At 73.4% G+C, this 21,013-nt stretch carries 18 protein-coding genes and 1 pseudogene; 4 read left to right on the top strand and 15 right to left on the bottom strand.

Annotated elements, in window-relative coordinates; genetic code table 11:
• The first annotated feature begins 9 nt into the window (after positions 1–9).
• A complete protein-coding gene (locus ACWCP0_RS20000; protein ID WP_451080121.1) occupies positions 10–642 on the top strand; it encodes an Rv1733c family protein in 633 nt (210 codons plus the stop codon).
• 106 nt (positions 643–748) lie between these two features.
• On the opposite strand, the gene ACWCP0_RS19995 is transcribed toward ACWCP0_RS20000, so the two are convergent.
• The 4 genes and pseudogenes from ACWCP0_RS19995 to ACWCP0_RS19980 form a co-directional block, all read right to left on the bottom strand.
• Positions 749–1,738, bottom strand: coding sequence for an Acg family FMN-binding oxidoreductase (locus ACWCP0_RS19995; RefSeq protein ID WP_451080120.1), 990 nt, complete (start codon positions 1,736–1,738; stop codon positions 749–751).
• Between the two features lie 25 nt (positions 1,739–1,763).
• Complete coding sequence (locus ACWCP0_RS19990) at positions 1,764–2,642, bottom strand: universal stress protein (protein ID WP_451080119.1); 879 nt, start codon at positions 2,640–2,642, stop codon at positions 1,764–1,766.
• Positions 2,643–2,847: 205 nt separating this feature from the next.
• Positions 2,848–3,552: a CBS domain-containing protein gene (locus tag ACWCP0_RS19985; RefSeq protein WP_451080154.1), complete on the bottom strand. Its 705-nt coding sequence runs from the start codon at positions 3,550–3,552 to the stop codon at positions 2,848–2,850.
• An 831-nt stretch (positions 3,553–4,383) separates the two neighbouring features.
• A pseudogene (locus ACWCP0_RS19980) lies at positions 4,384–4,470 on the bottom strand (CBS domain-containing protein); the annotation flags it as partial.
• 208 nt (positions 4,471–4,678) lie between these two features.
• On the opposite strand from ACWCP0_RS19980, the gene ACWCP0_RS19975 reads away from it, so the two are divergent.
• A complete protein-coding gene (locus ACWCP0_RS19975) occupies positions 4,679–6,403 on the top strand; it encodes a GAF domain-containing protein (RefSeq protein ID WP_451080153.1) in 1,725 nt (574 codons plus the stop codon).
• A 62-nt stretch (positions 6,404–6,465) separates the two neighbouring features.
• Here the strand turns inward: ACWCP0_RS19975 and ACWCP0_RS19970 are convergent, their stop codons facing one another.
• The 8 genes from ACWCP0_RS19970 to ACWCP0_RS19935 form a co-directional block, all read right to left on the bottom strand.
• Positions 6,466–7,158: a response regulator gene (locus tag ACWCP0_RS19970; RefSeq protein WP_451080118.1), complete on the bottom strand. Its 693-nt coding sequence runs from the start codon at positions 7,156–7,158 to the stop codon at positions 6,466–6,468.
• An 80-nt stretch (positions 7,159–7,238) separates the two neighbouring features.
• Positions 7,239–7,565 carry a hypothetical protein gene (locus tag ACWCP0_RS19965; RefSeq protein WP_451080152.1) on the bottom strand — a complete coding sequence of 109 codons (327 nt, stop codon included), beginning with the start codon at positions 7,563–7,565 and terminating at the stop codon, positions 7,239–7,241.
• A complete protein-coding gene (locus ACWCP0_RS19960) occupies positions 7,547–7,873 on the bottom strand; it encodes a CBS domain-containing protein (RefSeq protein WP_451080117.1) in 327 nt (108 codons plus the stop codon). The genes ACWCP0_RS19965 and ACWCP0_RS19960 overlap by 19 nt, the downstream gene beginning before the upstream one ends.
• Positions 7,874–8,026: 153 nt before the next feature.
• Positions 8,027–8,617 (bottom strand): Rv1733c family protein, encoded by a 591-nt coding sequence (locus ACWCP0_RS19955; protein WP_451080116.1) that lies wholly within the window; start codon positions 8,615–8,617, stop codon positions 8,027–8,029.
• A gap of 4 nt (positions 8,618–8,621) precedes the next feature.
• The gene (locus ACWCP0_RS19950) at positions 8,622–9,134 is read right to left on the bottom strand and encodes a flavodoxin domain-containing protein (RefSeq protein ID WP_451080115.1); all 513 of its coding nucleotides are present in this window, start codon (positions 9,132–9,134) and stop codon (positions 8,622–8,624) included.
• A gap of 18 nt (positions 9,135–9,152) precedes the next feature.
• Complete coding sequence (locus tag ACWCP0_RS19945) at positions 9,153–9,881, bottom strand: CBS domain-containing protein (RefSeq protein ID WP_451080114.1); 729 nt, start codon at positions 9,879–9,881, stop codon at positions 9,153–9,155.
• A gap of 14 nt (positions 9,882–9,895) precedes the next feature.
• A complete protein-coding gene (locus ACWCP0_RS19940; RefSeq protein WP_451080113.1) occupies positions 9,896–12,577 on the bottom strand; it encodes a bifunctional acetate--CoA ligase family protein/GNAT family N-acetyltransferase in 2,682 nt (893 codons plus the stop codon).
• Positions 12,578–12,623: 46 nt separating this feature from the next.
• The gene (locus ACWCP0_RS19935; protein ID WP_451080112.1) at positions 12,624–13,148 is read right to left on the bottom strand and encodes a hydrogenase maturation protease; all 525 of its coding nucleotides are present in this window, start codon (positions 13,146–13,148) and stop codon (positions 12,624–12,626) included.
• Between the two features lie 200 nt (positions 13,149–13,348).
• On the opposite strand from ACWCP0_RS19935, the gene ACWCP0_RS19930 reads away from it, so the two are divergent.
• Positions 13,349–13,990: a BBE domain-containing protein gene (locus tag ACWCP0_RS19930; protein WP_451080111.1), complete on the top strand. Its 642-nt coding sequence runs from the start codon at positions 13,349–13,351 to the stop codon at positions 13,988–13,990.
• A gap of 308 nt (positions 13,991–14,298) precedes the next feature.
• Here ACWCP0_RS19930 and ACWCP0_RS19925 read toward each other — a convergent pair whose 3' ends face one another.
• Complete coding sequence (locus ACWCP0_RS19925) at positions 14,299–15,021, bottom strand: 2OG-Fe(II) oxygenase (protein WP_451080110.1); 723 nt, start codon at positions 15,019–15,021, stop codon at positions 14,299–14,301.
• Positions 15,022–15,116: 95 nt separating this feature from the next.
• Complete coding sequence (locus ACWCP0_RS19920; RefSeq protein ID WP_451080109.1) at positions 15,117–16,109, bottom strand: extracellular catalytic domain type 1 short-chain-length polyhydroxyalkanoate depolymerase; 993 nt, start codon at positions 16,107–16,109, stop codon at positions 15,117–15,119.
• A gap of 146 nt (positions 16,110–16,255) precedes the next feature.
• Here ACWCP0_RS19920 and ACWCP0_RS19915 point away from each other — a divergent pair, with 146 nt between their 5' ends.
• On the top strand, positions 16,256–19,474 hold the full coding sequence (locus ACWCP0_RS19915; RefSeq protein ID WP_451080108.1) for a BTAD domain-containing putative transcriptional regulator: 3,219 nt from the start codon (positions 16,256–16,258) through the stop codon (positions 19,472–19,474).
• A 375-nt stretch (positions 19,475–19,849) separates the two neighbouring features.
• Here ACWCP0_RS19915 and ACWCP0_RS19910 read toward each other — a convergent pair whose 3' ends face one another.
• Positions 19,850–20,719, bottom strand: a complete 870-nt coding sequence (locus tag ACWCP0_RS19910; protein ID WP_451080107.1) for a siderophore-interacting protein — start codon at positions 20,717–20,719, stop codon at positions 19,850–19,852.
• Positions 20,720–21,013: the final 294 nt, after the last annotated feature.

The raw sequence follows: 21,013 nt of genomic DNA, 5'->3' as shown, positions 1-21,013 counted from the left end.
GAGGTCCCCATGTCCCCGACCCCCTCGCAGTCCGAGGAGAACCCGCACCGCACCACCCTGCGGCGGCATCTGCGGCGTGCGGCGGGCCGCGATCCCAGCCCGCTCACCCGCCGGGCCGACCGGTCACGCAGCAGAGCGGTCCTCGCCCTCGTCGTGTCCCTGCCGCTCGCGCTGGCCGTCGGCTCTGCCGCCGGAGTGGCCACGTGGGAGACGATACGCAGCGAGGCCGGCGTCGAAGCACCGCACCGGCATCACATCGGTGCGACGACCGTGACCGCGGCCGAACGGGACCCGGGCGAGACCCGGAGTGAAGCGGGCTCGGAGGCCACGGCCCGCGTGGTCTGGCGTTTCCCGCCGTCCCGTCAGCACACGGGCATGCTCCACGTACCGTCCGGCACCCCGGCAGGTACCACCGTCAAGATCTGGGTGGACGACGCCGGCGACCGGGCCTCGCCGCCCCGCTCCGACCGGGATGTCGCCGTGAGTGCGGCCGCTGCGGGCCTGGTCGTCGGCGGCGGCCTCTCCCTCGCGGCCTCCGGCCTCGTGTCGCTGCGCCTGCGCGTTCTGCAGAACAGGACGCTCGCGCAGTGGGAGCACGAGTGGGAGAAGGTGGAACCGCTCTGGACCGCTTCGGGTCGCTGAAAGTCCGTGTGCGTCTGCTGCCGCATCCGCCGCACGACGGCGGTGTCCGAGACCGACGGCGGTGTCCGAGTCCGCGGGACCGTCATGACAGGCGCGGGGAGACGTGTCACACGATGTCGAGGACCTCACCCACCGGCCGGCGTGGGGTCGCAGGGCCCGTGGGACCGTATCCGAGGCGGATCACCATCTGCACGTGGCCCATCGCCGATCCCGGATCGCGCACGGCCCACCGCAGTTCGGGCCATTCGAGGGCCTGCGACGTCAGGGACGTGACCAGCCCGTCCGCAGTGGCCTGGAGCAGGACCCGCTCCATGGCCTGGCCGGCCCGCAGCCAGTCCACGGGAGTGTCGGTCGCCGTGCCCAGCAGGGCGAGACGGGGCAGCTTCTCGAAGGTGGCGGAGTCGCGGTCCGGAACCGGCCGCCGGCCGGCGAAGTCCCGCACGGGCGCGGTGACGTCATGCTGCCGGGGGCCGAACGCATAGGCGGGGATCCCCTCCGGGCGGGGCGCGCCCTCCCCGGTGTCCGTGTGCGTCCAGCGGTCCGTCTCGGCGCGCGCGGCCGCGTCCATCGCCTCGCGGCCCTCCGCGTCGTGGACCAGGTCCAGCACCGACCGCACATGCCAGGCGTCGGGTATGTACAGATGGGCGCCCTCCAGGAGCGCGGCGCCGCACAGCCCGGCCAGGATGCCGTCGGGGATCTCCTCGTCCGTGAAGGGGAGCCTGCTGGTGTGCCGTCTGCGGATGGCGGGGTGGAGGACGGCGAGATCGTCGTCGGGGCGCACGGGTCCGGCAAGACTCACCTCGGCGAGCAGCCAGGCGTCGGCGGGGTCGGGGAGCAGCGTGGTGAGGGGTTCCCTGCCCGCGTGCGCGGCCGCCACGCGCAGGTTGAACAGCGCGGCGCCGCAACCCAGATGGAGGGCACGGTGCTCCGGGTCCGTCCTCGGCATGGCACGCTCGGGATCGCCGTGCACCTGCAACAGGCCGCTGTCGCGCACGAACCGGAACGCCCAGGGCTGGGCGTTGTGCATCGAGGGGGCCGACGTGGCGTCCTCCACGAGGACGGACACTGCTGCGGTGTCGGGTGGTGGTGAAGGCACGGAAATCTCCTGCCGGACGAAGCGGTCAGTCATGGGCCACGACCGCGATCGGTGCGGCGCAGTGGTGCATCACCCCGTGGGCCACGGGGCCGATGTGCGCACCCAGGGGAGTTCTGCGGATGCGCCGGCCGACGACGACCAGATCCGCGTCGGCGGCGGACTCCACCAGCTGCTGCGCGGGCGCGCCGATGAGTGTTCTCTCGACGGCCTTCACCGACGGGAACCTCTCCCGCCAGGGCGCCAGCAGGTCGCCGAGCGCACCCGCGAACTGCCGCGCCATCTCCCGCTCGATTCCGGGGTCCGCGTTCGGGGCGTACCGGAGAAGAGGCGCGACCTTCCAGGCGTACACAGCCTGCAGGGCGCAGTCCCGCCGCGCGGCCTCGTCGAAGGCGAAGGCCAGGAGCTTGTCGCAGGACTGGTGGATGTCGACGCCGACGACCAGGTCGCGGTAGGGGCCGGTGTGGACGGGCGGCGGCTCGTCCGGCTGCCGTGGTGCTCGGACGAGCACGACCGGCTGCTCGGTGGCACTGATCGTGGCCACGCCGACCGAGCCGATGAGAAAGCCCGCGAACCCGCTCAGCCCGCGGAAGCCGAGCACCAGCATGTCCGCCCGGCCCGCCTCGACGGACAGGGCGGCCGCGGGCCTCCCGCACAGCCGCCGAGTGGTGATCTCCAGCGTGGGCCGGCGTCGCCGCAGATCGTCGGCCGCCTCGTCGAGCATCCTGTCGACCCAGCGGAGCTGCTCGGTCGGGCCGGCGACCGGAACGGCCGCCGACATGGGCCACTCGTCGGAGTTGACGAGGCACAAGGGCACCTTGCGCAGCAGAGCCTCGTCGGCGGCCCACTCGGCTGCGGCCAGGCCTTCGGGCGACCCGTCCACGCCGACGGTCACGTGGCTCGTCATGGTGCGGACCTCCTTGGGGCCGCGGGTGCGGTGACGCCTCCAGCATCGCGGCCGGGAGAGGGCGGCGGCAGGGGCCGAGGGGCCTTCGGCGGCGCCGAACGGCCCCTCTACCGATTCTCGCCCACGCGGCCGTACGCAGCAGCCCGCACACGGCCCGCGGACCCCGGCCCCGGGCCCCACCGGTCCATCCGGACGATCGCCTCGCTCACCGGAGAACCCCGTCAGCGGACCGCTCGCTCGGTACCGGCCGGGAGTCCTCGACACGCGCGGTGAGGCGGTCGGTCACCGACACCACGCCGTCCAGCTGCTCCGTCAGGCGCAGCAGGACGGGGATCTCACTGCGCTTCTCCAGCAGCCCCTCCAATGTGACCACGCCGTCGACGACATGAACGCCGACGGCATCGGGCGCGAGACCCAGGGTGTCCACGAGGACCTCTGCGATCACCCGGCGGCGGATCTCCGGGTCGGGGCGCAGAAACACCTGGAGCAGGTCGCGCCGGGTGACGATGCCCACGAGGCGGTCCTCCTCGTCGACCACGGGCAGGCGCTCGACACTGCGGCGGAGCATGGTCCTGGCGGCCTCCGCGACCGTGTCGTCGGCATGCACGGTGACGGCGGGCCCGGTCATCAGCTCTGCGGCGGTGAGGGCGTCGCGTTTGTCGCTGTCGGGGACGGGACCGGCACCGTGCGCGTGATACCGGCGTTCCCGCCCGGCGGACCCGGCCGATGCCTGCCGCACCAGGAGATCGCTCTCGGAAACGACGCCGAGCACCCTGTCGTCCTCGTCCAGCACGGGCAGGCCGCTGATGTCGTGTTCTGCGAGCTGCTTGGCGACCTCCTTGAACGGCGTCGACGGGACGACCGAGACGACCTCGCCCACCATCAGGTTCCCGACCTTGCTGTGCTTCATCCCGGCCACTCCTGTCGTTGCGGTCCCAGGACCACCATGCGCCGGTCGGGGCGGCCCGTTCGAGGGCCGAAAGGGCCGGGTACCGGGACCGACAGGGCCCGGACCTGCCGTCACGCGGCGACCTGCGCCCTGGCACGTCCGGCCGGCCCGCCGAGGGCGGAGCGCTCGACACGCCGGCCCACCTCGGCCGTCGGTTCCGCCGGCCCGCCGGGAGACGACCGGTTCGGCCGTGGCGCTGCCGCGCAGGGCCGAGCAAGGCCGGCCGGGGACTGTTGGGCCCTGGTGGTGTCCCGCGTCGGGTGCTTCCATGGAAGTGACGGAAAGGGTCTCTGCAGAGGACGCGGAGAAGCGGTCGGCGACCGTGCACCGTGCAATCAGGATCCGCGAGAAGCGGATGGGCCCTTTCCGCCGTTTGTCGTGCGGAACCCGTCCTGGCCGGTGTTTCCGCACGGGCTTCCGGCGCTCCCCGCGGCGGCTCGACGTCCGCCGGCCGAGCCTGTCGAACGCGTAGCCGCCGATCACCTGGTGCACGGCGACCGCCGCGACCGCCGCGACCACCGCGACCACGGCGACCACGGCACCACGGCGTCGTTGGAGCGGCACAAGCGCTCGATGACGGGGATGTCCCCGCCCCGCTCCTCTGCTTTGCCGGTCGGGGGCACCACGCCCGCGCTCACGACGACCCGCACCGATGCGGGAGCCCCCCGGTGCCCGGCCCACTGCGTCCCTGCCGATCTCGTCGCCGATGGCCTCGTCCCGGCGCAGGAAGGGCCGCAGCAGGTCGCTTCGGCTGACGATGCCGACGAGCTTTCCCGTCTCGCCGACCACCGGAAGCCGCTTCACCTTGGTGCGGTCCACCGTTCCGGCCGTCTCGACGATGTTCCACGCCGACCGTGCCGTGATCGCGGGATCGGTCATCAGGGCCTCCGCCGCCTCCGGGACACCGCAGAGCCGAACGGCCCCGGAACGGGGCTGATCGCACCATCTCCGCTGCTCCGGACCAGCGGCACAGGAGAGAACTCACCGGACACGGGCAGTAGCAGGCGCGCCCGGCGCGAGGGCTTGCGTCGAGCTACCGTGAGATTGCGCGAAGCGCATCGTGATCGCCGACACCCGCGGAGGAGCCATGGGCGGGGACGTCCCGAGCGGCGCGGGCCAGGCTCCCCGGCTGCGGCTCGACGAGCTCCTCGAAGAGCTCCAGGTGCGCATTGACGAGGTCCGCGGCACCAGGGACCGACTCAACGGGCTGCTGGAGGCCGTCATCTCCGTCGGCCGGGGACTCGACCTGGCGCAGGTGCTCCGCGAGATCGTGGAGGCCGCCGTCGTCCTCGTGGACGCCGAGTACGGTGCGCTCGGGGTGATCGGCGAGGACAAGAGGCTGTCCCAGTTCCTGCCGGTGGGCATCAGCGACCAGCTCCGCAAACAGATCGGCGATCTGCCGTCCGGACACGGGCTGCTCGGGGAACTGATCAGGCACCCCCATCCGCTGCGTCTGCCGGAGCTGTGCGCGCACGCGGCCTCGTCCGGTTTCCCCGAACACCATCCGCCGATGCACTCGTTCCTCGGTGTTCCCATCCGCGTGCGGGACGACGTGTTCGGGAACCTCTATCTGACGGAGAAGCGCGGTGGGGCCGAATTCGACGCCGAGGACGAGTCGGTGCTCTCGACGCTGGCCGTCGCGGCGGGCGTCGCGATCGAGAACGCGCGGCTCTACGAGGAGGTCCGCCTCAGGGAGCAATGGCTCGCCGCCAGTGCGGAGTTCAGCAGCGCTCTGCTCTCCGGCTCCTCCGAGGCCCACGTGCTGGAGATGATGCTGGGCAGCGCGCGCCGGATCACGGGGGCCGAGCTGGGCGTCGTCTACCTGGTCGAGCGGGGCGGAGACCTGCGCGCCGCCCTCGCCCTCGGCGAGGGTGCCGAGCGACACCGGGGCGTGGCGCTGCCGAGGGGCAAGGGCACGCTCGCCACCGTCGCGCTGCACAGCGAGGACGGCCTGATCGCCACCCCTGACGTGGCCAACGACCCCCGCGTCACCTTCCAGCCGGGTCGCTGGAAGGACTGCGGACCCGCGGTGGCCGTCCTGGTGGGCGACAAGGAGAGTCTGCGCGGCGTGCTGATGCTCGCCCGCGGTGTCGGCCGCCCCGCCTTCACCGATACGGAGACCGCCCCCCTGTCCGGTTTCACCGGCCAGGCCGCCCTCGCCCTCGAACTGGCCGACCGGCGACGGGACGCCGAGCAGATGATTCTCCTCGCCGATCATGACCGGATCGCCCGGGACCTGCACGACCTTGCGATTCAGCGGCTGTTCGCGACCGGTATGACGCTCCAGAGCGCCCAGCGTTTCGTGCAGCACCCCGAGGCCTCCGAGCGCCTGGGGCGCGCCATCGACGACCTCGACGCCACCATCAAGATCATTCGCTCGACCATCTTCGGGCTCCGCGAACACGAGGCGCCCACTGCCCCACCCGCACTCAGAGTCCGAGCCGTACGGTGCGTCGAGGAGGCCACCCGGACGCTCGGCTTCGCCCCGGCGCTGAGCATGGAGGGCCTGATCGACACCGACGTGACGCGCCCGATCGCCGACGAGGTCATCGCCGTGCTCGGCGAGGCCCTCGCCAACGTGGCCCGCCACGCCAGGGCCTCCAGGGCCGAGGTCTCGATCGTCGCGAACGCCGGGACGCTCACCGTGTCCGTGACCGACGACGGTGTCGGCATCGCGCCCGACGGCAGGCGAAGCGGGCTGCGCAATCTGGCGGAACGCGCCGAGTCGCTGGGCGGCGGGCTGGGCGTGGCGCCGGGGGCCTGCGGCGGTACGCGACTGGTGTGGCGGGTACCGCTGCCCGGAAGGCAGTGAGAGGAGGACATCGGTGAGAACCGGACTCACCGCGGGTCCGGCGCGTCCTGGGTGACCGTCTGTCAGTGATGCGGTTGCTCGTGCTCGTGGAACTGCGCCGCGATGACGGCGGCCTGGACACGGCGCTCCACACCGAGCTTCGACAGCAGCCGCGAGATGTGGTTCTTGACGGTCTTCTCCGACAGGTAGAGCTTCTTGCCGATCTGACGATTGGTCAGTCCCTCGCCGATCAGATCGAGTACGGCCCGTTCCCGGTCCGTGAGGACGGCGAGCCGTTCGTCCTCGGCCGGAGCGGCGGCTTCGGGGTCGCGCAGCGAATGCATCAGACGTGCGGTCGTGGCGGGATCGAGCATCGACTGCCCCGTCGCGACGGTGCGTACGGCGGAGACCAGGTCCGAGCCCTTGATCTGCTTGAGCACGTATCCGGCTGCTCCGGCCATGATCGCGTCCAGCAGAGCGTCCTCGTCGTCGAAGGACGTCAGCATGAGGCAGGCGAGATCCGGCATGCGTGAGCGCAGGTCGCGGCAGACGGTGATGCCGTCCCCGTCGGGGAGCCGGACGTCGAGAACCGCGACATGGGGGCGCAGCGCCGGACCCCGGGTCAGGGCCTGCTCGGCCGTCCCGGCTTCGCCCACCACCTCGATGTCGGGTTCGCCGTCGAGCAGGTCGTGCAGGCCACGCCGGACGACCTCGTGGTCGTCGAGGAGGAACACCCGGATGGGCGCCTCCGCCGAGAAGACCGGTGCCTCGGACATGTGAGCCTCTTGCAGGTCTGGTGATCCCTCTTGATCATGTCGCCCCGGGCGTACGGCGCAACAGGGCCGAACGGCCCCCATCATCCGCGCACGGTCAGGGTTCGCGCGCAGGGGAGCGGCTCGGATTCAGCCGAACGTCCACCACGAATCGCCGGCACGACCTCCGGGACCGGGCCCTGATCCCGCTGCCGGCGCGGGCTGCCCCCGGGGTCGCCGCACCGTCGCTGACGGAGACTTCCGTCCGCGCGGCGGGCGGCAGCTTCTCGATGACGCTGCGTCGGATCTCGTCGGCGATCTCCTCGTCGGGGCGCAGGAACGACCTTCCGCAGCTCGCTGCGGTTGACGACGCCGTCCAGCATGCCGACGCCGTCGACGGCGGGCAGCCGGTTCACCCGCCTGCGCGCCATGGCCCGGGCGGCCTCGGCGATGGTGGCGCTCGCGTGGACCGTGACGGCAGGGGCCGACACCGGCTCACCGGCGGTGACGGCCCCGCCTCGGGGGCATCGGACAGCGGCCGGTCGGGCCGGGTCAGGTCGTCGCGGCGGTGCTCCTCCTCGGCCGGCGGATCGGGATCAGGGACCACGCCGATCACGCGGCCTTCGCCCTCCACGACGGGCAGGGCGCTGGCCTTCCACTGCTCCATCAGCGTGACGATCTCCTTGTGGCCGGCTTCGCGCCCCACGGCGACAGCGGTGTGCGCCATGACGTGGCTCACGGTGTGTGAGGGGAGTCGGCATGGCCTGCTCCTCCACGGTTGCCACGCTGTTCCGGGCTCGACACTCGACCTGTTCCGGGCTCGACGCTCGCTCGCCCGCCGTGCCAGGGGCCGAGTGGCCCCCGGCACGGACCGCCCGGCGCGCCGGGCCCGTCAGACCCCGCGGCGGCTCCACTCCGGTTCGGTGCGGGTCCACTCCCGCTCCCACTCGGCCATCCGGTGCCTGTCGGCCGTCCGGCGTACCGCCGTCCGTATCCCGGCGACGCCGAGCGCGCTGAGGGCCGCCGCCACAGAGCCGGCGGCGAAGCTCTCCAGCCAGATGTCCGCGTCCGACTTGGGAGCAGCGGTCACACGGCCTCGCCCGTCCAGCCAGACATCGGCGCGCTCTCCGCGCCTCGAGCCTGCGGACACCGGCGCGACGCCCTCGCGCACGCCGCCTTCCGGAGCGGTCCAGCGGACGGGGACCGGGTATGTCTCCACCTCCACGGCCCCTTCGGCCCCGGGGACCGGCAGTGGCGCGTCCTGGAGGAGCACGGCCCGTACGCGTTCGCGGCCCGATGCCTGCTCCGCCGCGGTCGTCCGTCCCTCGTGATGCACCGACCAGCCCACGGCCAGCCCCGCCGCAGGTGCACCGACGATCAGCACGGTCCCGAGAGCGAGCGCGGTCCACCTCTCGACGGCATCCGACCTGCGGCGGAGCGGATTGTCGCGCCGACGGCCGTACGATCGCAGCCGGTGAGGCATGGGATCACCACCGTTCCGGTTCGATCGCCACCAGGTCGGCGGCGATCCGCTCGGCCCACTCGGCGATCCGATGGAAGTCGCGGAAGTCCCCGCCGCGGCCCTGCTCGAGGATCATCCGGGCGATGCGCCCCCGCGCACCCTCCTGCAGCCGGCCACCGAACGTGACATGCTCCTCAGCCCCCAGCCGGCGCTCCGCCCGACGGGCACCCGGTACCGGCGGGATCTCCCGTTCCGATGCGGACGGGTCCAGCGGGCCGCTGCTGAACAGCCACACCCGCCGCTCGGCGAGGGCGTGGCGATGACGGCGGGCGAAGTGCCGCGCGTCCCGGTGCCAGCGCCCCGTATAGAGCGCGCCGCCGAGCACGACGACGTCGTACGGGCCGACGTCCCCGACCTCGGCCGCGGGCCGCACGTCGACCCGCATCCCTTCGTCGCGCAGCACGGAACCGATGAACCGGGCGATCTCCGCCGTGGAGCCGTTCCTGGTGCCGTATGCCACAAGGGCCGTACGCGCCATCCGGATCCACACCCTTCGTCAGAGTCCGGGCGGCCGGTCGCCGGGCATGTCCGCCGAGCCCGGGACCGAGCGCTGGGGATGCGCGTCCTCGGCACCGAAGGAAAGGCGATCGACGACGTCGGTCACTCCGTCGACCTGGCGGGTCATGCGCAGGACCATGGGCATCTCGCAGCGGCGTTCGAGCTGACCGGACAGGGTCACGACCCCGTCGCGCACCTCGACGCCCACGGTCTCGGGAGCGAGCCGGAGCGCGCGGACCAGAACCTCGTCGATCACCTCCCCGCGGATCTCGGCGTCCGGCCGCAGAAAGACCTGGAGCAGATCGCGCCGGGTGACGATGCCGACGAGACGGTCCTCCTCGTCCACCACGGGAAGCCGTTCGACACGTCGCTCGGCCATGGTCCGTGCGGCCTGGGCGATCGACTGCTCGGCGTGGACGGTGATGGCCGGGTGGGCCATCAGCTGACCCGCGTTGCGGGCGGGCGCCTCGGGCTCCCGGGCCCGCGCCCTTCCGATGAGGGAGGACCAGTGGAACCGGTGGGCGGACTCCGGGCCGTCGTCCGCGGAGCGAGGGATTGTCAGGTCGGTCTCGGAGACCATCCCGAGCACCTGCTCGTCGTCGTCGACCACGGGAAGGCCGCTGATCCGGTACTGCTTCAGCAGCTGGGAGACCTCCGTGAACGGGGTCTCGTACGTGGCCCGGACGACCTCACTCGTCATCACGGAACCGACCATGTCGTGCTTCACGGCCTGTCCTTCCTTCAGCGGAGCCGGCGCAGACAGGGGTCCACGGACTGCCGGGGTACCAGCCGGAGCCGGGCGTCGACGACGGAGACACCGGCCGCACCGGCGAGCACGGGGTTGAGGTCGGCCTCGGCGAGCTGCGGGATGTCACCGGCGAGCCGGGAGAGCCGCAGCAGCAGGTGTTCGAGTCCCTCCCGGTCCACGGGCCCGGTCCCGCCGTGGCCGAGGAGCAGCGGCGCACAGCGGGGCGCGGTGATCAGCTCCTGGACGTCCTGCCCCGTGAGCGGGGCGAGCCGGGCGGCGTGATCGGCGAGCAGGTCGGTCGCCGTACCACCCAGCCCGAACAGGACCAGCGGCCCGAAGACCTCGTCCTGCACGACGCCCGCGAACAGTTCCACACCGCGCTCCGCCATCGGCTGGACGAGCACGCCCGACAGTTGCCCGTCCCAGCGTCCGGCGAAGTCCCGGTAGGCGGCCCGCACCTCCGCCTCGTCGCGCAGGCTCAGTCGGACGGCGTCCTCCGCGCTCTTGTGCACCAGCCCGGGCCGGTAGGCCTTGAGGACCACCGACCCGTCCCCTGCGGACAGGCGCTCGGCCGCGTGTGCGGCCTCGTCCTCGGTCCTCGTCCAGGCCCAGGGGAGCTGGTCGATTCCGTAGCAGTCCAGCAGCGCCGCACAGGTCGGCGGGTCCGGCCACCCGCCCCCGGGATGTTCCGCCAGATACGCCGCGACGATCCCGGCGGCGCGCTCGGTGTCGGCGCCGTCGAGCCGCGGAACGCTCCCGGCGGGACGGCCGAGCCACTCGGTGCGCGCGACGGCATGCGCCAGGGCTCGCGCGGCGGCCTGAGGATCGGCGTAGGCGGGGATCGAGCCGCTGAACGCGGGGAGCAGACGGACGGATGCCTCCTGGTCGGGGAGGACCGCGGCGACGGTGCGGCCGTGACGCGCCCGGGTGACGGCCCGGGTGAGGTCGTCGCCGGTGGCCACGGCGACGGCGGTGGGCACGAGCGCCATCAGTACCGCGTCGACGTCGGCCGCCGCCAGGATCCGCAGACACGCGCTCAGTTGGTCCTCGGACACGGCGGCGGTGGTGTCGACCGGGTTGGTGGCACTCGCGCCGTGGGGGAGCGCCGCGAGCAGCTCCGCGGCCGGCTCCGGGGCAAGCGGCCGTACGTCGAGGCCGGCTTCGGCGCAGGCGTCGGCGGCCAGCACGCCCGTGCCGCCGGCATTGCTGACGATCGCCACCCGCCGGCCTTCCGGAAGCGGCTGGGAGTGCATCAGGGCGGCCGTTTCCACGAGTTCGGCGACGCTGCGTGCAGCGGTGATGCCCGCCTGGCGGAAGAGAGCCCCACGCGTCATGGTCGCGGTGGCAGCGGCCGCGGTGTGCGAGGCGGCGGCTCGCCGGCCCGCGGCCGTGCGCCCCGCGTCCACGGTGAGAACGGGCATCCGGCGGGTGACGCGGCGGGCCGTGCGGGAGAACGCCCGCGGATTGCCGAAGGATTCGAGATGCAGGAGTGCCATGTCGGTCCGGCCGTCGGACTCCCACCACTGCAGCATTTCGTTGCCGCTCACGTCGTACGTGTCGCCGAGCGAGACGAAGGTGGACACGCCGATGCCGAGCCGGGACAGCCCGCCGAGGAGCGCGATGCCGATGCCCTCGGACTGCACCGCGATTCCGGCGGTTCCGGGCCGGGGACGGTCGGCGGCGAACGTCGCGTCGAGGCGCTCACCGTCCTCCGTATTGGCGATCCCGAGGCAGTTGGGGCCGACGAGCCGCATCCCGTACCAGCGGCACGCCGACCGCAGCGCCTGCGCCTGGCTCGCGTTGAGTTCCGAGGACACGACCAGCAGGCCACGGATTCCGCGCCGACCGCACTCCTCGGCGAGGATGGGCAGAGCAGAGGGCGGCACGGCGAGCACCGCGAGATCGGGTGCCTCGGGCAGTGCCTGGACATGCGGATACGTGGGCACGCCCAGACCGCCCGGCGCCCGGGGGTGCACCGCGAACAGCCGGCCGGTGAATCTTCCGCCCCGGAGATTGCGCAGGATCGCGCGTCCGACGGACCCCGGCCGCTGCCCAGGGCCGATCACCACGACCGACCGGGGCCGCAGCAGTGGGCCGAGGCTCGCCACGTCGGCGATCCGGCCCCGGACCTCCACCGCGGACAGACAGGTCTCGTCCTCGGTGAGCCGGACCGTGCAGCGCATCTCGGGCCCCTCGAAGTGGCGTGAGACGCCGAGCCCGAGGTCGCCGAAGACCTTCAGCACCTCGTGGTTCTCCGACAGCGTGTCGGCGCTGAACGCGGTGATCCCGTCGGACCGCGCCAGGGACACGAGGTGCTCCAGCAGCAGCGTGCCGACCCCTCGGTGGTGCCAGCCGTCCGACACGGCCAGACCCACGTCCGCCTCGGTGCCCCTGGCGAGCCGCTCGTACTCGCCCAGCCCCACGACCTCGTCGCCCGATTCGGCCAGCAGCGCCCGGCGGTGGGAAGCGGCGGGGGCGCACATCCGGTCGGCATCGTGCCGGGCGTTGTCGCGGTTCATGGTGAGGAACCGCAGCCGCAGGTTCTCCGGGGACATCCCCTCGTACAGCCGCAGCACCCGCGGACGATCCCCGGGCAGGACCGTGCGGATGCGCACGGTCGTGCCGTCCGCGAGGAGGGCGTGAGCCTGCGGTGGCGCCTGCGACGTGTCGGTCATGATCAACCTCTCGGGGAGCGGGGGTGGTCCTGGTGCGCCGCGCCGCTCACAGGGCGTGCATCGCGGGTTGCCGGTCGTGCGCGACCGCGCACCGGTGCAGGGCGACCTCGTCCTCGATGCGCTCGGCCACCCGCGCGACCTCGGCGGCGATCGTCGGCGAGAGTCCGCTGCCCAGCGAGGAGTCGACTCCCTGGACGGCGTACACGACGAGCCGTCCGGGCAGGCGTCCGAAGATCCGGGAGAGCTCGATGCCCTCGGCGAGCACATGTCCGTGCGAGTGGGTCCGCGAGGGACCCGCGAGCTGCCGGCCGTCCTGTTCCAGCCGGACCACCCTGCCCGGCTGATCCGGGTACGCGTGCGCGGACTCCACGACGACGGCCAGATCCGCTTCGTGCCACAGAGCGATGAGCCGGCCCGGGTCTCCGTCGCAGGTACTGAGCGCCGTGCCGCGTGGCAGCGGCCGGTGGGCCGCGCGTGTCCGCAAGGCGTCGACGACCGCCAGGCCCACCCCGTCGTCGTGCCTGAAGTCGTTGCCGAGGCCGATGAGCGCGATCCGCGTCCGGGGTTCCATGGCGGTTCCTCCCGTCCGTACACCGCCCACGCTCGTCGCTCGCCGACCTTCCGCGCATGGGCCGAACGGCCCTGGCACCGGGGACGCCCCGGCCCTCCCGGTCCCGAACCCGGGCGTGACGCCGAATCCGGGATCACCGGCATCACCGGCATCACCGGCGACATCACCGAGCGACATGACCGGACGAAGAGGGGCCCGCCGTGCCCCACGCCATCACCGCACGCGTCCACGGCTCCGCGGAGGGCATGGATCCCGGCCGGCTCGGCCGATGCCGGCTGCTTGCCCGCCCAGGTCGAGATCTCGTCCGCGCCCGGCTCGCCGGCCTCGGCCCGGTCCTCAGGCAGCACGTCGCGCGCATCCCGCACCCCGTGATCAACACCCTGTTCGACGAACTCCTCCCCGTCGGCCTCTTCCACTACTGGAAGGGCACCTTCAGCCACGGACTCCCGGACGGAGCCATCGACGCGTACGTCGAGTACGGCGCCATGACCCCCACCATCCAGAGCGCCACGGTCGTCTTCCCCATCGACGGCGCCTGCCACCGGGTCGCCCCCGAGGCGACCGCGTTCGCCCACCGCGACGCCGACTTCTCCACCGCGCTCAGCCCCACGCTCCTCAGCCGCACCGAGTGCGAGGCGACGATCGACTGGACCCGCGCCTTCGCCGCCGCGCTCCGGCCCCACCCCCTGGCCGGCGGCTACGTCAACTTCATGGACCACGACGACCAGGGCCAGGACCGCGTACGGACCGACTACCGCCAGAACCACGACCGGCTGACACAGCTCAAGCGGCGCCACGACCCCGGCAACCTGTTCCGCCTGAACCACAGCATCAGGCCCTGAGCGCCGTGTTCGCTCCGACGGCTCGGTCGGCGAGCCGCTCGACCGCCTTCACCACCCGGCCCGCCCTCGTCCCCCGCAGCCGCCTCCTTCGCCGAGGCGGGCCTCAGCGGGCCCTTCGGGGGTTCTGAGCACCCGGACGCAGCGTGGCCGGGCACCCGTTGGTGCGAGCCGTCAGCCGGCGGGCCGTGCGGGTGAGATGCGCACGGTCGGCGAAGCCCGCCAGGGCCGCCACGCCGGCTGTCCCGTCCGGGCGACCGTGGTTGCCCGGACGGCTGACCGGGCCGGCCGCCTGACCGCCCGACCGGCGCTCAGGAGGCGTCGTGGAAGACCAGGCCGAGTGCATGGCGGCGACCCGAGCGCACCACGCTCACTCCGTGCCGCACCGCCCCCGCCGACCAGCCGCGGGCCGAGCGCACGGGCCGGTCGCGGGTGGTGAAGACGAGTCCGTGGCCCTGCCGGAGCGGTGTGGACGTACCCCGCGACTGTGCCCGCGGCCGCTGCTCGACCAGCAGGAACTCGCCGCCCGTGTAGTCCGTGCCGTAGGCGTCCAGGCCGATCACGACCTGGAGCGGGAAGACCATGTCGCCGAACACGTCGCGGTGCAGGGCGTTCCAGTCGCCCTTCCCGTATCCGAGCAGAATCTGCGCCGACCGGTCCTGTCCGGCCTCGTGGCACTGCGCCAGCCATTGCGCCAGGCTGTCGGGCCACGGAGCCGGACGACCGAGCCGCTCGGCCCAGTCGCGGGCCACGGGCAGCAGTCGCGGGTAGAGCGCCTCTCGCAACTCCCTCACCACATCCGGCAGTTCATGGGTGAGGTAGCGGTACTCGCCGGAGCCGAAGCGGTGCCGGGCCATGTCGACGGTGGTGCGGAACCGTTCCTCGTCGTCGTACAGCCCGGCAATGCCGCGGCACTCCGCGGATGTCAGCAGCCTCGGCGTGCCCGCACAGCCGTGGGCGTCGAGCTCCGCGGCGACAGCCGCCCAGTCGGCTCCGGCAGCGCGCTTCTGGATCCTGGTGGGGGAGACCGTCATCGGTCCGTCAGTCCTCTCTCATCCGTACGTTCCACCCCAGGGTCCGTCGTGCCGGTCATCGGGACCGGCGGATTCCGGACATCGAGATCAGCGGCTCAGCCGAGGCCCCAGCCATGGCCGAGCCGGTAGGCCGCGCACAGATTCACATCCAGCGCGTACGCCCCGGCCGTGCCGCACTGGGTCGCCGCGGCGCCCGGATCGACCGGCTGACCGTGACCCATGCCGGTGATGGCGTACGTCTCCACGACCGTCTTCCCTGACGGGTCCCGGTACACCCGGTGCGGGTACCCGGCGACGGTGTCGCTCGTGTCGGCGGTCTGGTCGGCGCCGTGGACGTCCGTCCACTGGCGCATCAGATCGTCCATGTTGACCGGCTTCACGGTGTAGTCCGCCGTCCCGTGCACGACCGTCAGCGCGGGCCACGGACCGGTGTACCCCGGCCGGGCCGCCCGCACCCGGTCGCCCCATTGGCGGGGCGTCTGCGTCGCGCCGACGTACATGCACACGTACGGGGAACCGGCCGCCTGCGCGCAGCCGTACGGCAGCCCCGCGACGACCCCGGCCGCAGCGAACTTCTCCGGGTACGCGGCCATCATCACCGCGGTCATGCCGCCACCGGCCGACAGCCCGGTGACGTACACGCGCGCCGGGTCGCCGGATACGTCCGCGAGCTGGCGGTCGGCCATCTGGGCGATGGAGGCGGCCTCGCCCTGGCCGCGGGCGATGTCGCCCGCCTGGAACCAGTTGAAGCACGAGCTCGCGTTGTTGGCGGACGTCTGCTGCGGCAGGACGAGCGAGAAGCCCCAGCGGTCGGCGAGATCCGTCCAGCCGCTGCCGGTGCCGTAGCCGGCGGCGTTCTGGGTGCAGCCGTGCAGCACCACGACGACGGGGCGGCCGGCGGGCAGGCCGTCGGGGACGTAACGGAACATGCGCAGGGCACCGGGATTGGAGCCGAAGCCGGTGACTTCCTGGACGACCGGGGCGGCGGCGGCCGACGGAAGCGGTAACACGGGGAGGAAGGCGAGCGCGGCGAGCAGGGCCAGCAGCCGGCTGCGAAGACGCTGTGATGTGGCTCTCAGTGAGTTCATGGGGCCGGACGGTAGAGGCGGCGCCCGCGGTGCGGACATGGCCCGGGACCCCACAAGCAGGGCCATCGGCATGTCGTCCGGCCCCGCAGCGTCGGCCCGCAGCGTCCGGCACCGCAGCGTTTCGGGCCCGGCGGGAGAATGGCCGGGTGACCTACCGCTACCGCATCCTCGGCGCCACGCAGGTGCTCCGCCCCGACGGGAGCGAGGTGCCGCTCAGCGGCGCCCGGCTGCGCGCGCTGCTGACCGTACTGGCGGCCGTCGGCGGGCGACCGCTGCGGGCCGGCGAACTCGTCGACGAGGTGTGGGCCGACGGCGAGCAGCCTGCGGACGCCGCCGCCGCGCTCCAGGCCCTGATCGGCCGGCTGCGGCGCACGCTGGGCCGCGACGCGGTCACCTCGGTACCCGGCGGCTACCGGCTCGCGGCCGAGCCGGACACGATCGATCTGTACGGCTTCGAGCGGCTGACCGAGCAGGGCACACAGGCGCTGCGCGCGGACGACCCCGCGCGTGCCGCCTCCCTCCTCGACGAGGCCCTGGCCCTGTGGCGCGGCCCCGCTCTCGCGGATCTCCCGATCCGTGTCGGCGACCCCGTGGCCGTCCGTGCCGAACGCCGCCACGCCGAGGCGCGCAGAGCACGCCTGGCCGCCGACGTCGCCCTCGGCCACCCGGAGGCCGCCCTCGCGGGCCTCGCCGAACTCACGGCCGCGCACCCGCTCGACGAAGCCCTCCACGCCCTGCACGTCCGAGCCCTCCGCGCCGCCGGCCGCCCCGCCGAGGCCCTCCAGGCGTACGAGCAGGTCCGCGCCGCCCTGGCCGAGCACCTGGGTACGGATCCGGGCCCGGAACTGCGCGCGCTGTACCAGGATTTGCTCCGTCCGGCTGCCTCCACCGCGGCGCACACCACGTCGCCCCGCCACGGCAACCTGCGCAGCCGCCTCACCTCCTTCGTGGGCCGCGGCCGGGAACTCGGCGCGCTCCGCGACCAGTTGGCCACCTGCCGCCTCGTGACGCTCGTCGGGACCGGCGGGGTCGGGAAGACGCGGCTGGCACTGGAGACGGCCGACGCGGCACCCGGCGCCGCCGACGGCACATGGGTGGTCGAGCTCGCCCCCGTACGGGACGGTGCGAACGTGGCGGAGGCCGTGCTGACGGCGCTCGGGGCGCGCGAGCCCCACGTACGAGGGGCGGCCCAGCCGCAGGGCCCCGCGCCGGGGCCGCTCGCCCAGCTCGTGGAGGTGTGCGGGGCACGGCGGATGCTGCTCGTCCTCGACAACTGCGAACACGTCGTCGGTGCCGCCGCCGAACTCGTGGAGGCCGTGCTCACCAGCTGCCCCGGCGTGTCCGTGCTGACCACGAGCCGCGAACCCCTGGGCGTGCCGGGGGAGACCGTACGGGCCGTGGAACCGCTGCCCCGGGACGGAGCCCTGTGGCTGCTCGCCGAGCGCGGCGCGGCGGCCCGCGCCGGCTTCCGCACGGACGAGGACCCGGAGGCCTGCGCCGAGATCTGCCGCCGCCTCGACGGGCTGCCGCTCGCCATCGAGCTCGCCGCCGCCCGCCTGCGGGCCCTCTCGCCGCGCCAGATCGCCGACCGCCTGGACGACCGCTTCCGGCTGCTCAGCACCGGCGGCAGGACCAGCAGGACCGCGCTGCCCCGGCAGCAGACCCTGCGGGCCGTCGTCGACTGGTCCTGGGACCTGCTCGACGCGCCCGAACGCACCGCGCTGTGCCGCCTCTCCGTCTTCTTCGGCGGCTGCGCCCCCGAGCAGGCCGATGCGGTGTGCGGGGACGCGGACGTACTCGCCTCCCTCGTCGACAAGTCACTCGTCGTCGCCCGGCCCGACGGAACGGCCGGACGGATGCGGTACCGGCTCCTCGACACCATCGCCGCGTACGCGGCGCGCCGCCTCGACGAGTCCGGTGAGCGCGACGCCGTCGAACGCCGCCACCTCGTCGCGTACCGGGAACTCGCACGGACCGGCGAACCCCTGCTGCGGGGCCCGGACCAGGCGGAGTGGCTGGAGCGCTTCGAGACCGAGCACGACAACGTGCGGGCCGCTCTGCGCACCGCTACCGCGCGCCGCGACGAGCAGGACGCCCTCTGCCTCACGCTGTCGATGAGCTGGTTCTGGCAGCTGCGCAATCATCAGGCGGACGCGCGCCACTGGGCCGCCACCGTCGCCGCGCTCGGGCCCGACCCGTTCGCGGCCCCGGTGCGACACGCCGTGCCGCTGCCCGAGCGGTGCACGGACACGCCGCCGCCCTGGGACGAGGAGCAGCTGTGGGAAGCGCGCAGAGGCGTTCGGCTGCTCATGATCGCGGCCGGAGACGAGGGACCGGACCTGCCCGGGATCGTTGCCGCTTACGGCCCCGGCCTGCCGCAGAACTGCCGTCAGCCCGGGTCCATGTGGTACTTCGTGCGGCTGATGACGGGCGAGTTCACCGGGCTCCGCGAGAGTGTCGACGCCCTGGTGCACGCCTGCCGCGTGCAGGGATACGACGGCTGGGATCTGGGCCTCGCCCTCCTCATGCGGGCGAAGCTCCTCGACGACGGCCCCGGCGACGCGGACGAGGCCCTCACCGTGTTCGAGCACGCCGGTGATCTGTGGGGTGTCGCGGAGTCGCTGGCCGCACGCGGTGAGGCGCACGAGAGCCGCGGCGCGTCCGAGAAGGCAGCGCGGGACTTCGAACGGGCCATGAAGACGTCCGCCCGGCTCGGCGCGCACGCCCAGGTGCCGATGTTCAGAGCCCGCCTCGCGTCCGTACGGCTGGAAGCCGGTGACGAGGCAGCCGAGGAGATGCTGCAGGAGGCGGTGGAGGAGTCGAGGGCCCACGCCGGACAGGCGGTCAGCACGGCCGGTCTGATGCTCGCGCGGCACTACGGCGGCACCGGGCGCACGGACGCGGCTCGTGCGCAACTGCGGCTCACCGCACAGGAGTTCCCCGTGGGTACGCCCCCGCTGTTCACCGGCACGGTGGCCGGGATGCACGCCTGGCTTGACTGCCTCGACGGCGCGTACGGGCCCGCACGGGACCACATCCGTCACGCCGTCCGCGAGCTGGCGAGCCTGGCGTACCTGGTGGCCCCCGAGATGATCGTCGACCAGTTCCCCGTCGCCGCCTGGGCCGGCGCCCACCTCGGACACGCCGAGGACGCCGCCCGGCTCCTCGGCGCCTACGACGCCCACCGCGCCGCCGCGCCGGGCGGGGGCTTCTCGGACTTCCGCCCGCTCCGGCCCGCTGCGGAGGAGGCGCTTCGGCGCCGCGCGGAGACGGAGGTGCGCGCGGCGCTCACCCCGTCCGACTACGCGCGAGCGTACGGGGAGGGGGACGGCCTCACGATCGAGGAGGCCGCGGCCCTGGTCTGACCGGGAGCGCGTACGCACCGGGGTCAGCCCTCACGGGTACGCACACCCGGGGGTGCGCAGGGGGTCGTGTTCGGGACACCCAAGCGGGAATTGTGGTGCGCGGGGTGGGCGATGACTGGGGGACGGGGTGGCGCGCGCCGTGCGGGGGCCGGGCGTGTTTCCGGGAAAGACGGGCCGGGCGTGTTCCTCGGAAAGACACAGCATGCCGTCGGAAGCGATCCCCCGGAGCGGACTCGCACGGCAACCGACCCGGCACGGGGGCAGCCCCGCACACCCAGCCCGTCCGGGGGGTCGCCCCCACGCCGCAGGGCGTAAGGGGAGTTTGAGGACGGACACGCCGGACGCCGTCGCGGCACCGGTCGGCCCACCCCGGGCTCACCCGGCGTCCCGCGCCTGCGCGAGGCGTTCACGAGCCTCGGCGAGGTCCGCCTCGGTGGGCGCGTCGTCCTGGGTGAGACTCAGCCGCCGGTAGCCGGCGAAGTCGATCGCGCGCTTGTCGACACCGCGTTCGCCGACCAGATGGCGCCGCAGCGCGCGGACGACGCTCGCCTCGCCGCCGAGCCACGCGTACACCTGGCCGGACGGGAACGCGGCGGCGCGTACCGCGTCGACCAGCGGCCCGCCCGGTCCCGCCGGGCGCCCGTTCCGGTGCAGCCAGTGCACGGTCACCGCGCTCTCCGTCTCGAAGCGCTGCTCCTCCGCCGCGTCGGCGACCTCCGCGTACACGAGGGCGCGGGTGCCCGCCGGCAGCCACTCCAGGACCGTGCCGATCGCGGGCAGTGCCGCCTCGTCACCGGCGAGCAGCACCCATTCCGCAGCCCCGAGCTCCATGGGCCGGGCGAAGTACGCCGAGGGGCCGAACATGCCGAGCGTGTCCCCGGGCCGGGCGGACTGCGCCCACCGTGTCGCGGGTCCCGGGTCGCCGTGCAGGGCGAAGTCGATGTCGATCGTGCCGTGCAGCGCGTCGCACGCCCGGAGCGTGTAGCTCCGCATCCACGGACGTTCGGCCTCCGGGATCGCGCCGTACGCCGCGTACCAGCGCATCACGTCGCTGTCGGCGCCCGGCTCGGGCAGCCGCGGCACCCGCTGCCCGGCGCGCGGGAAGTACAGCTTCACCTGCTGATCGGGCGCGTCGAGGGTGAACCGGGGGAGATCCGGTCCGCCGAAGGTGATCCGCGCCATGCGCGGGGTGAGCCGGTGGACGCCGGTGACCTGGATGAAGCGGAGCGGAAGGGCGTGATCCATGGGGCCTCAAAGGGACAGGGACAGGGAACCTCGACCCTTCCAGCTCTCGCCGACACGCCACCTGCACGCCACCGACACGGCCCCACAGGCCCCCGACGCCCTCCGTCACGCCGTCCGCGGCGACGAGCGGCCGCTCCCGGCCCGGGTCCGCACCCTTCCGAATTACTGCAACACGTTCTACTGTGTCCGCGCCGCCTCGACCGCAGCGACCGCAACGTACGCGGGACCGCAACGTACGCGGGACCGCTACGAACGCCGCGACCGAAGCGAGCAAGCGCCGGACCGCGAGACCGC

It is taken from the genome of Streptomyces sp. NPDC001970 (assembly GCF_053594115.1).
This window is presented reverse-complemented; position numbering and strand designations above follow the sequence as displayed.

Bases quoted from the DNA above. Each gene is read 5' to 3' on its own strand.
- ACWCP0_RS19910 (WP_451080107.1), bottom strand. From the start codon at position 20,719: ATGGATCACGCCCTTCCGCTCCGCTTCATCCAGGTCACCGGCGTCCAC.
- ACWCP0_RS19990 (WP_451080119.1), bottom strand. From the start codon at position 2,642: ATGACGAGCCACGTGACCGTCGGCGTGGACGGGTCGCCCGAAGGCCTG.
- ACWCP0_RS19935 (WP_451080112.1), bottom strand. From the start codon at position 13,148: ATGGAACCCCGGACGCGGATCGCGCTCATCGGCCTCGGCAACGACTTC.
- ACWCP0_RS19920 (WP_451080109.1), bottom strand. From the start codon at position 16,109: ATGAACTCACTGAGAGCCACATCACAGCGTCTTCGCAGCCGGCTGCTG.
- ACWCP0_RS19940 (WP_451080113.1), bottom strand. From the start codon at position 12,577: ATGACCGACACGTCGCAGGCGCCACCGCAGGCTCACGCCCTCCTCGCG.
- ACWCP0_RS19925 (WP_451080110.1), bottom strand. From the start codon at position 15,021: ATGACGGTCTCCCCCACCAGGATCCAGAAGCGCGCTGCCGGAGCCGAC.
- ACWCP0_RS19985 (WP_451080154.1), bottom strand. From the start codon at position 3,552: ATGAAGCACAGCAAGGTCGGGAACCTGATGGTGGGCGAGGTCGTCTCG.
- ACWCP0_RS19965 (WP_451080152.1), bottom strand. From the start codon at position 7,565: ATGGCGCGCAGGCGGGTGAACCGGCTGCCCGCCGTCGACGGCGTCGGC.
- ACWCP0_RS19970 (WP_451080118.1), bottom strand. From the start codon at position 7,158: ATGTCCGAGGCACCGGTCTTCTCGGCGGAGGCGCCCATCCGGGTGTTC.
- ACWCP0_RS19950 (WP_451080115.1), bottom strand. From the start codon at position 9,134: ATGGCGCGTACGGCCCTTGTGGCATACGGCACCAGGAACGGCTCCACG.
- ACWCP0_RS20000 (WP_451080121.1), top strand. From the start codon at position 10: ATGTCCCCGACCCCCTCGCAGTCCGAGGAGAACCCGCACCGCACCACC.
- ACWCP0_RS19955 (WP_451080116.1), bottom strand. From the start codon at position 8,617: ATGCCTCACCGGCTGCGATCGTACGGCCGTCGGCGCGACAATCCGCTC.
- ACWCP0_RS19975 (WP_451080153.1), top strand. From the start codon at position 4,679: ATGGGCGGGGACGTCCCGAGCGGCGCGGGCCAGGCTCCCCGGCTGCGG.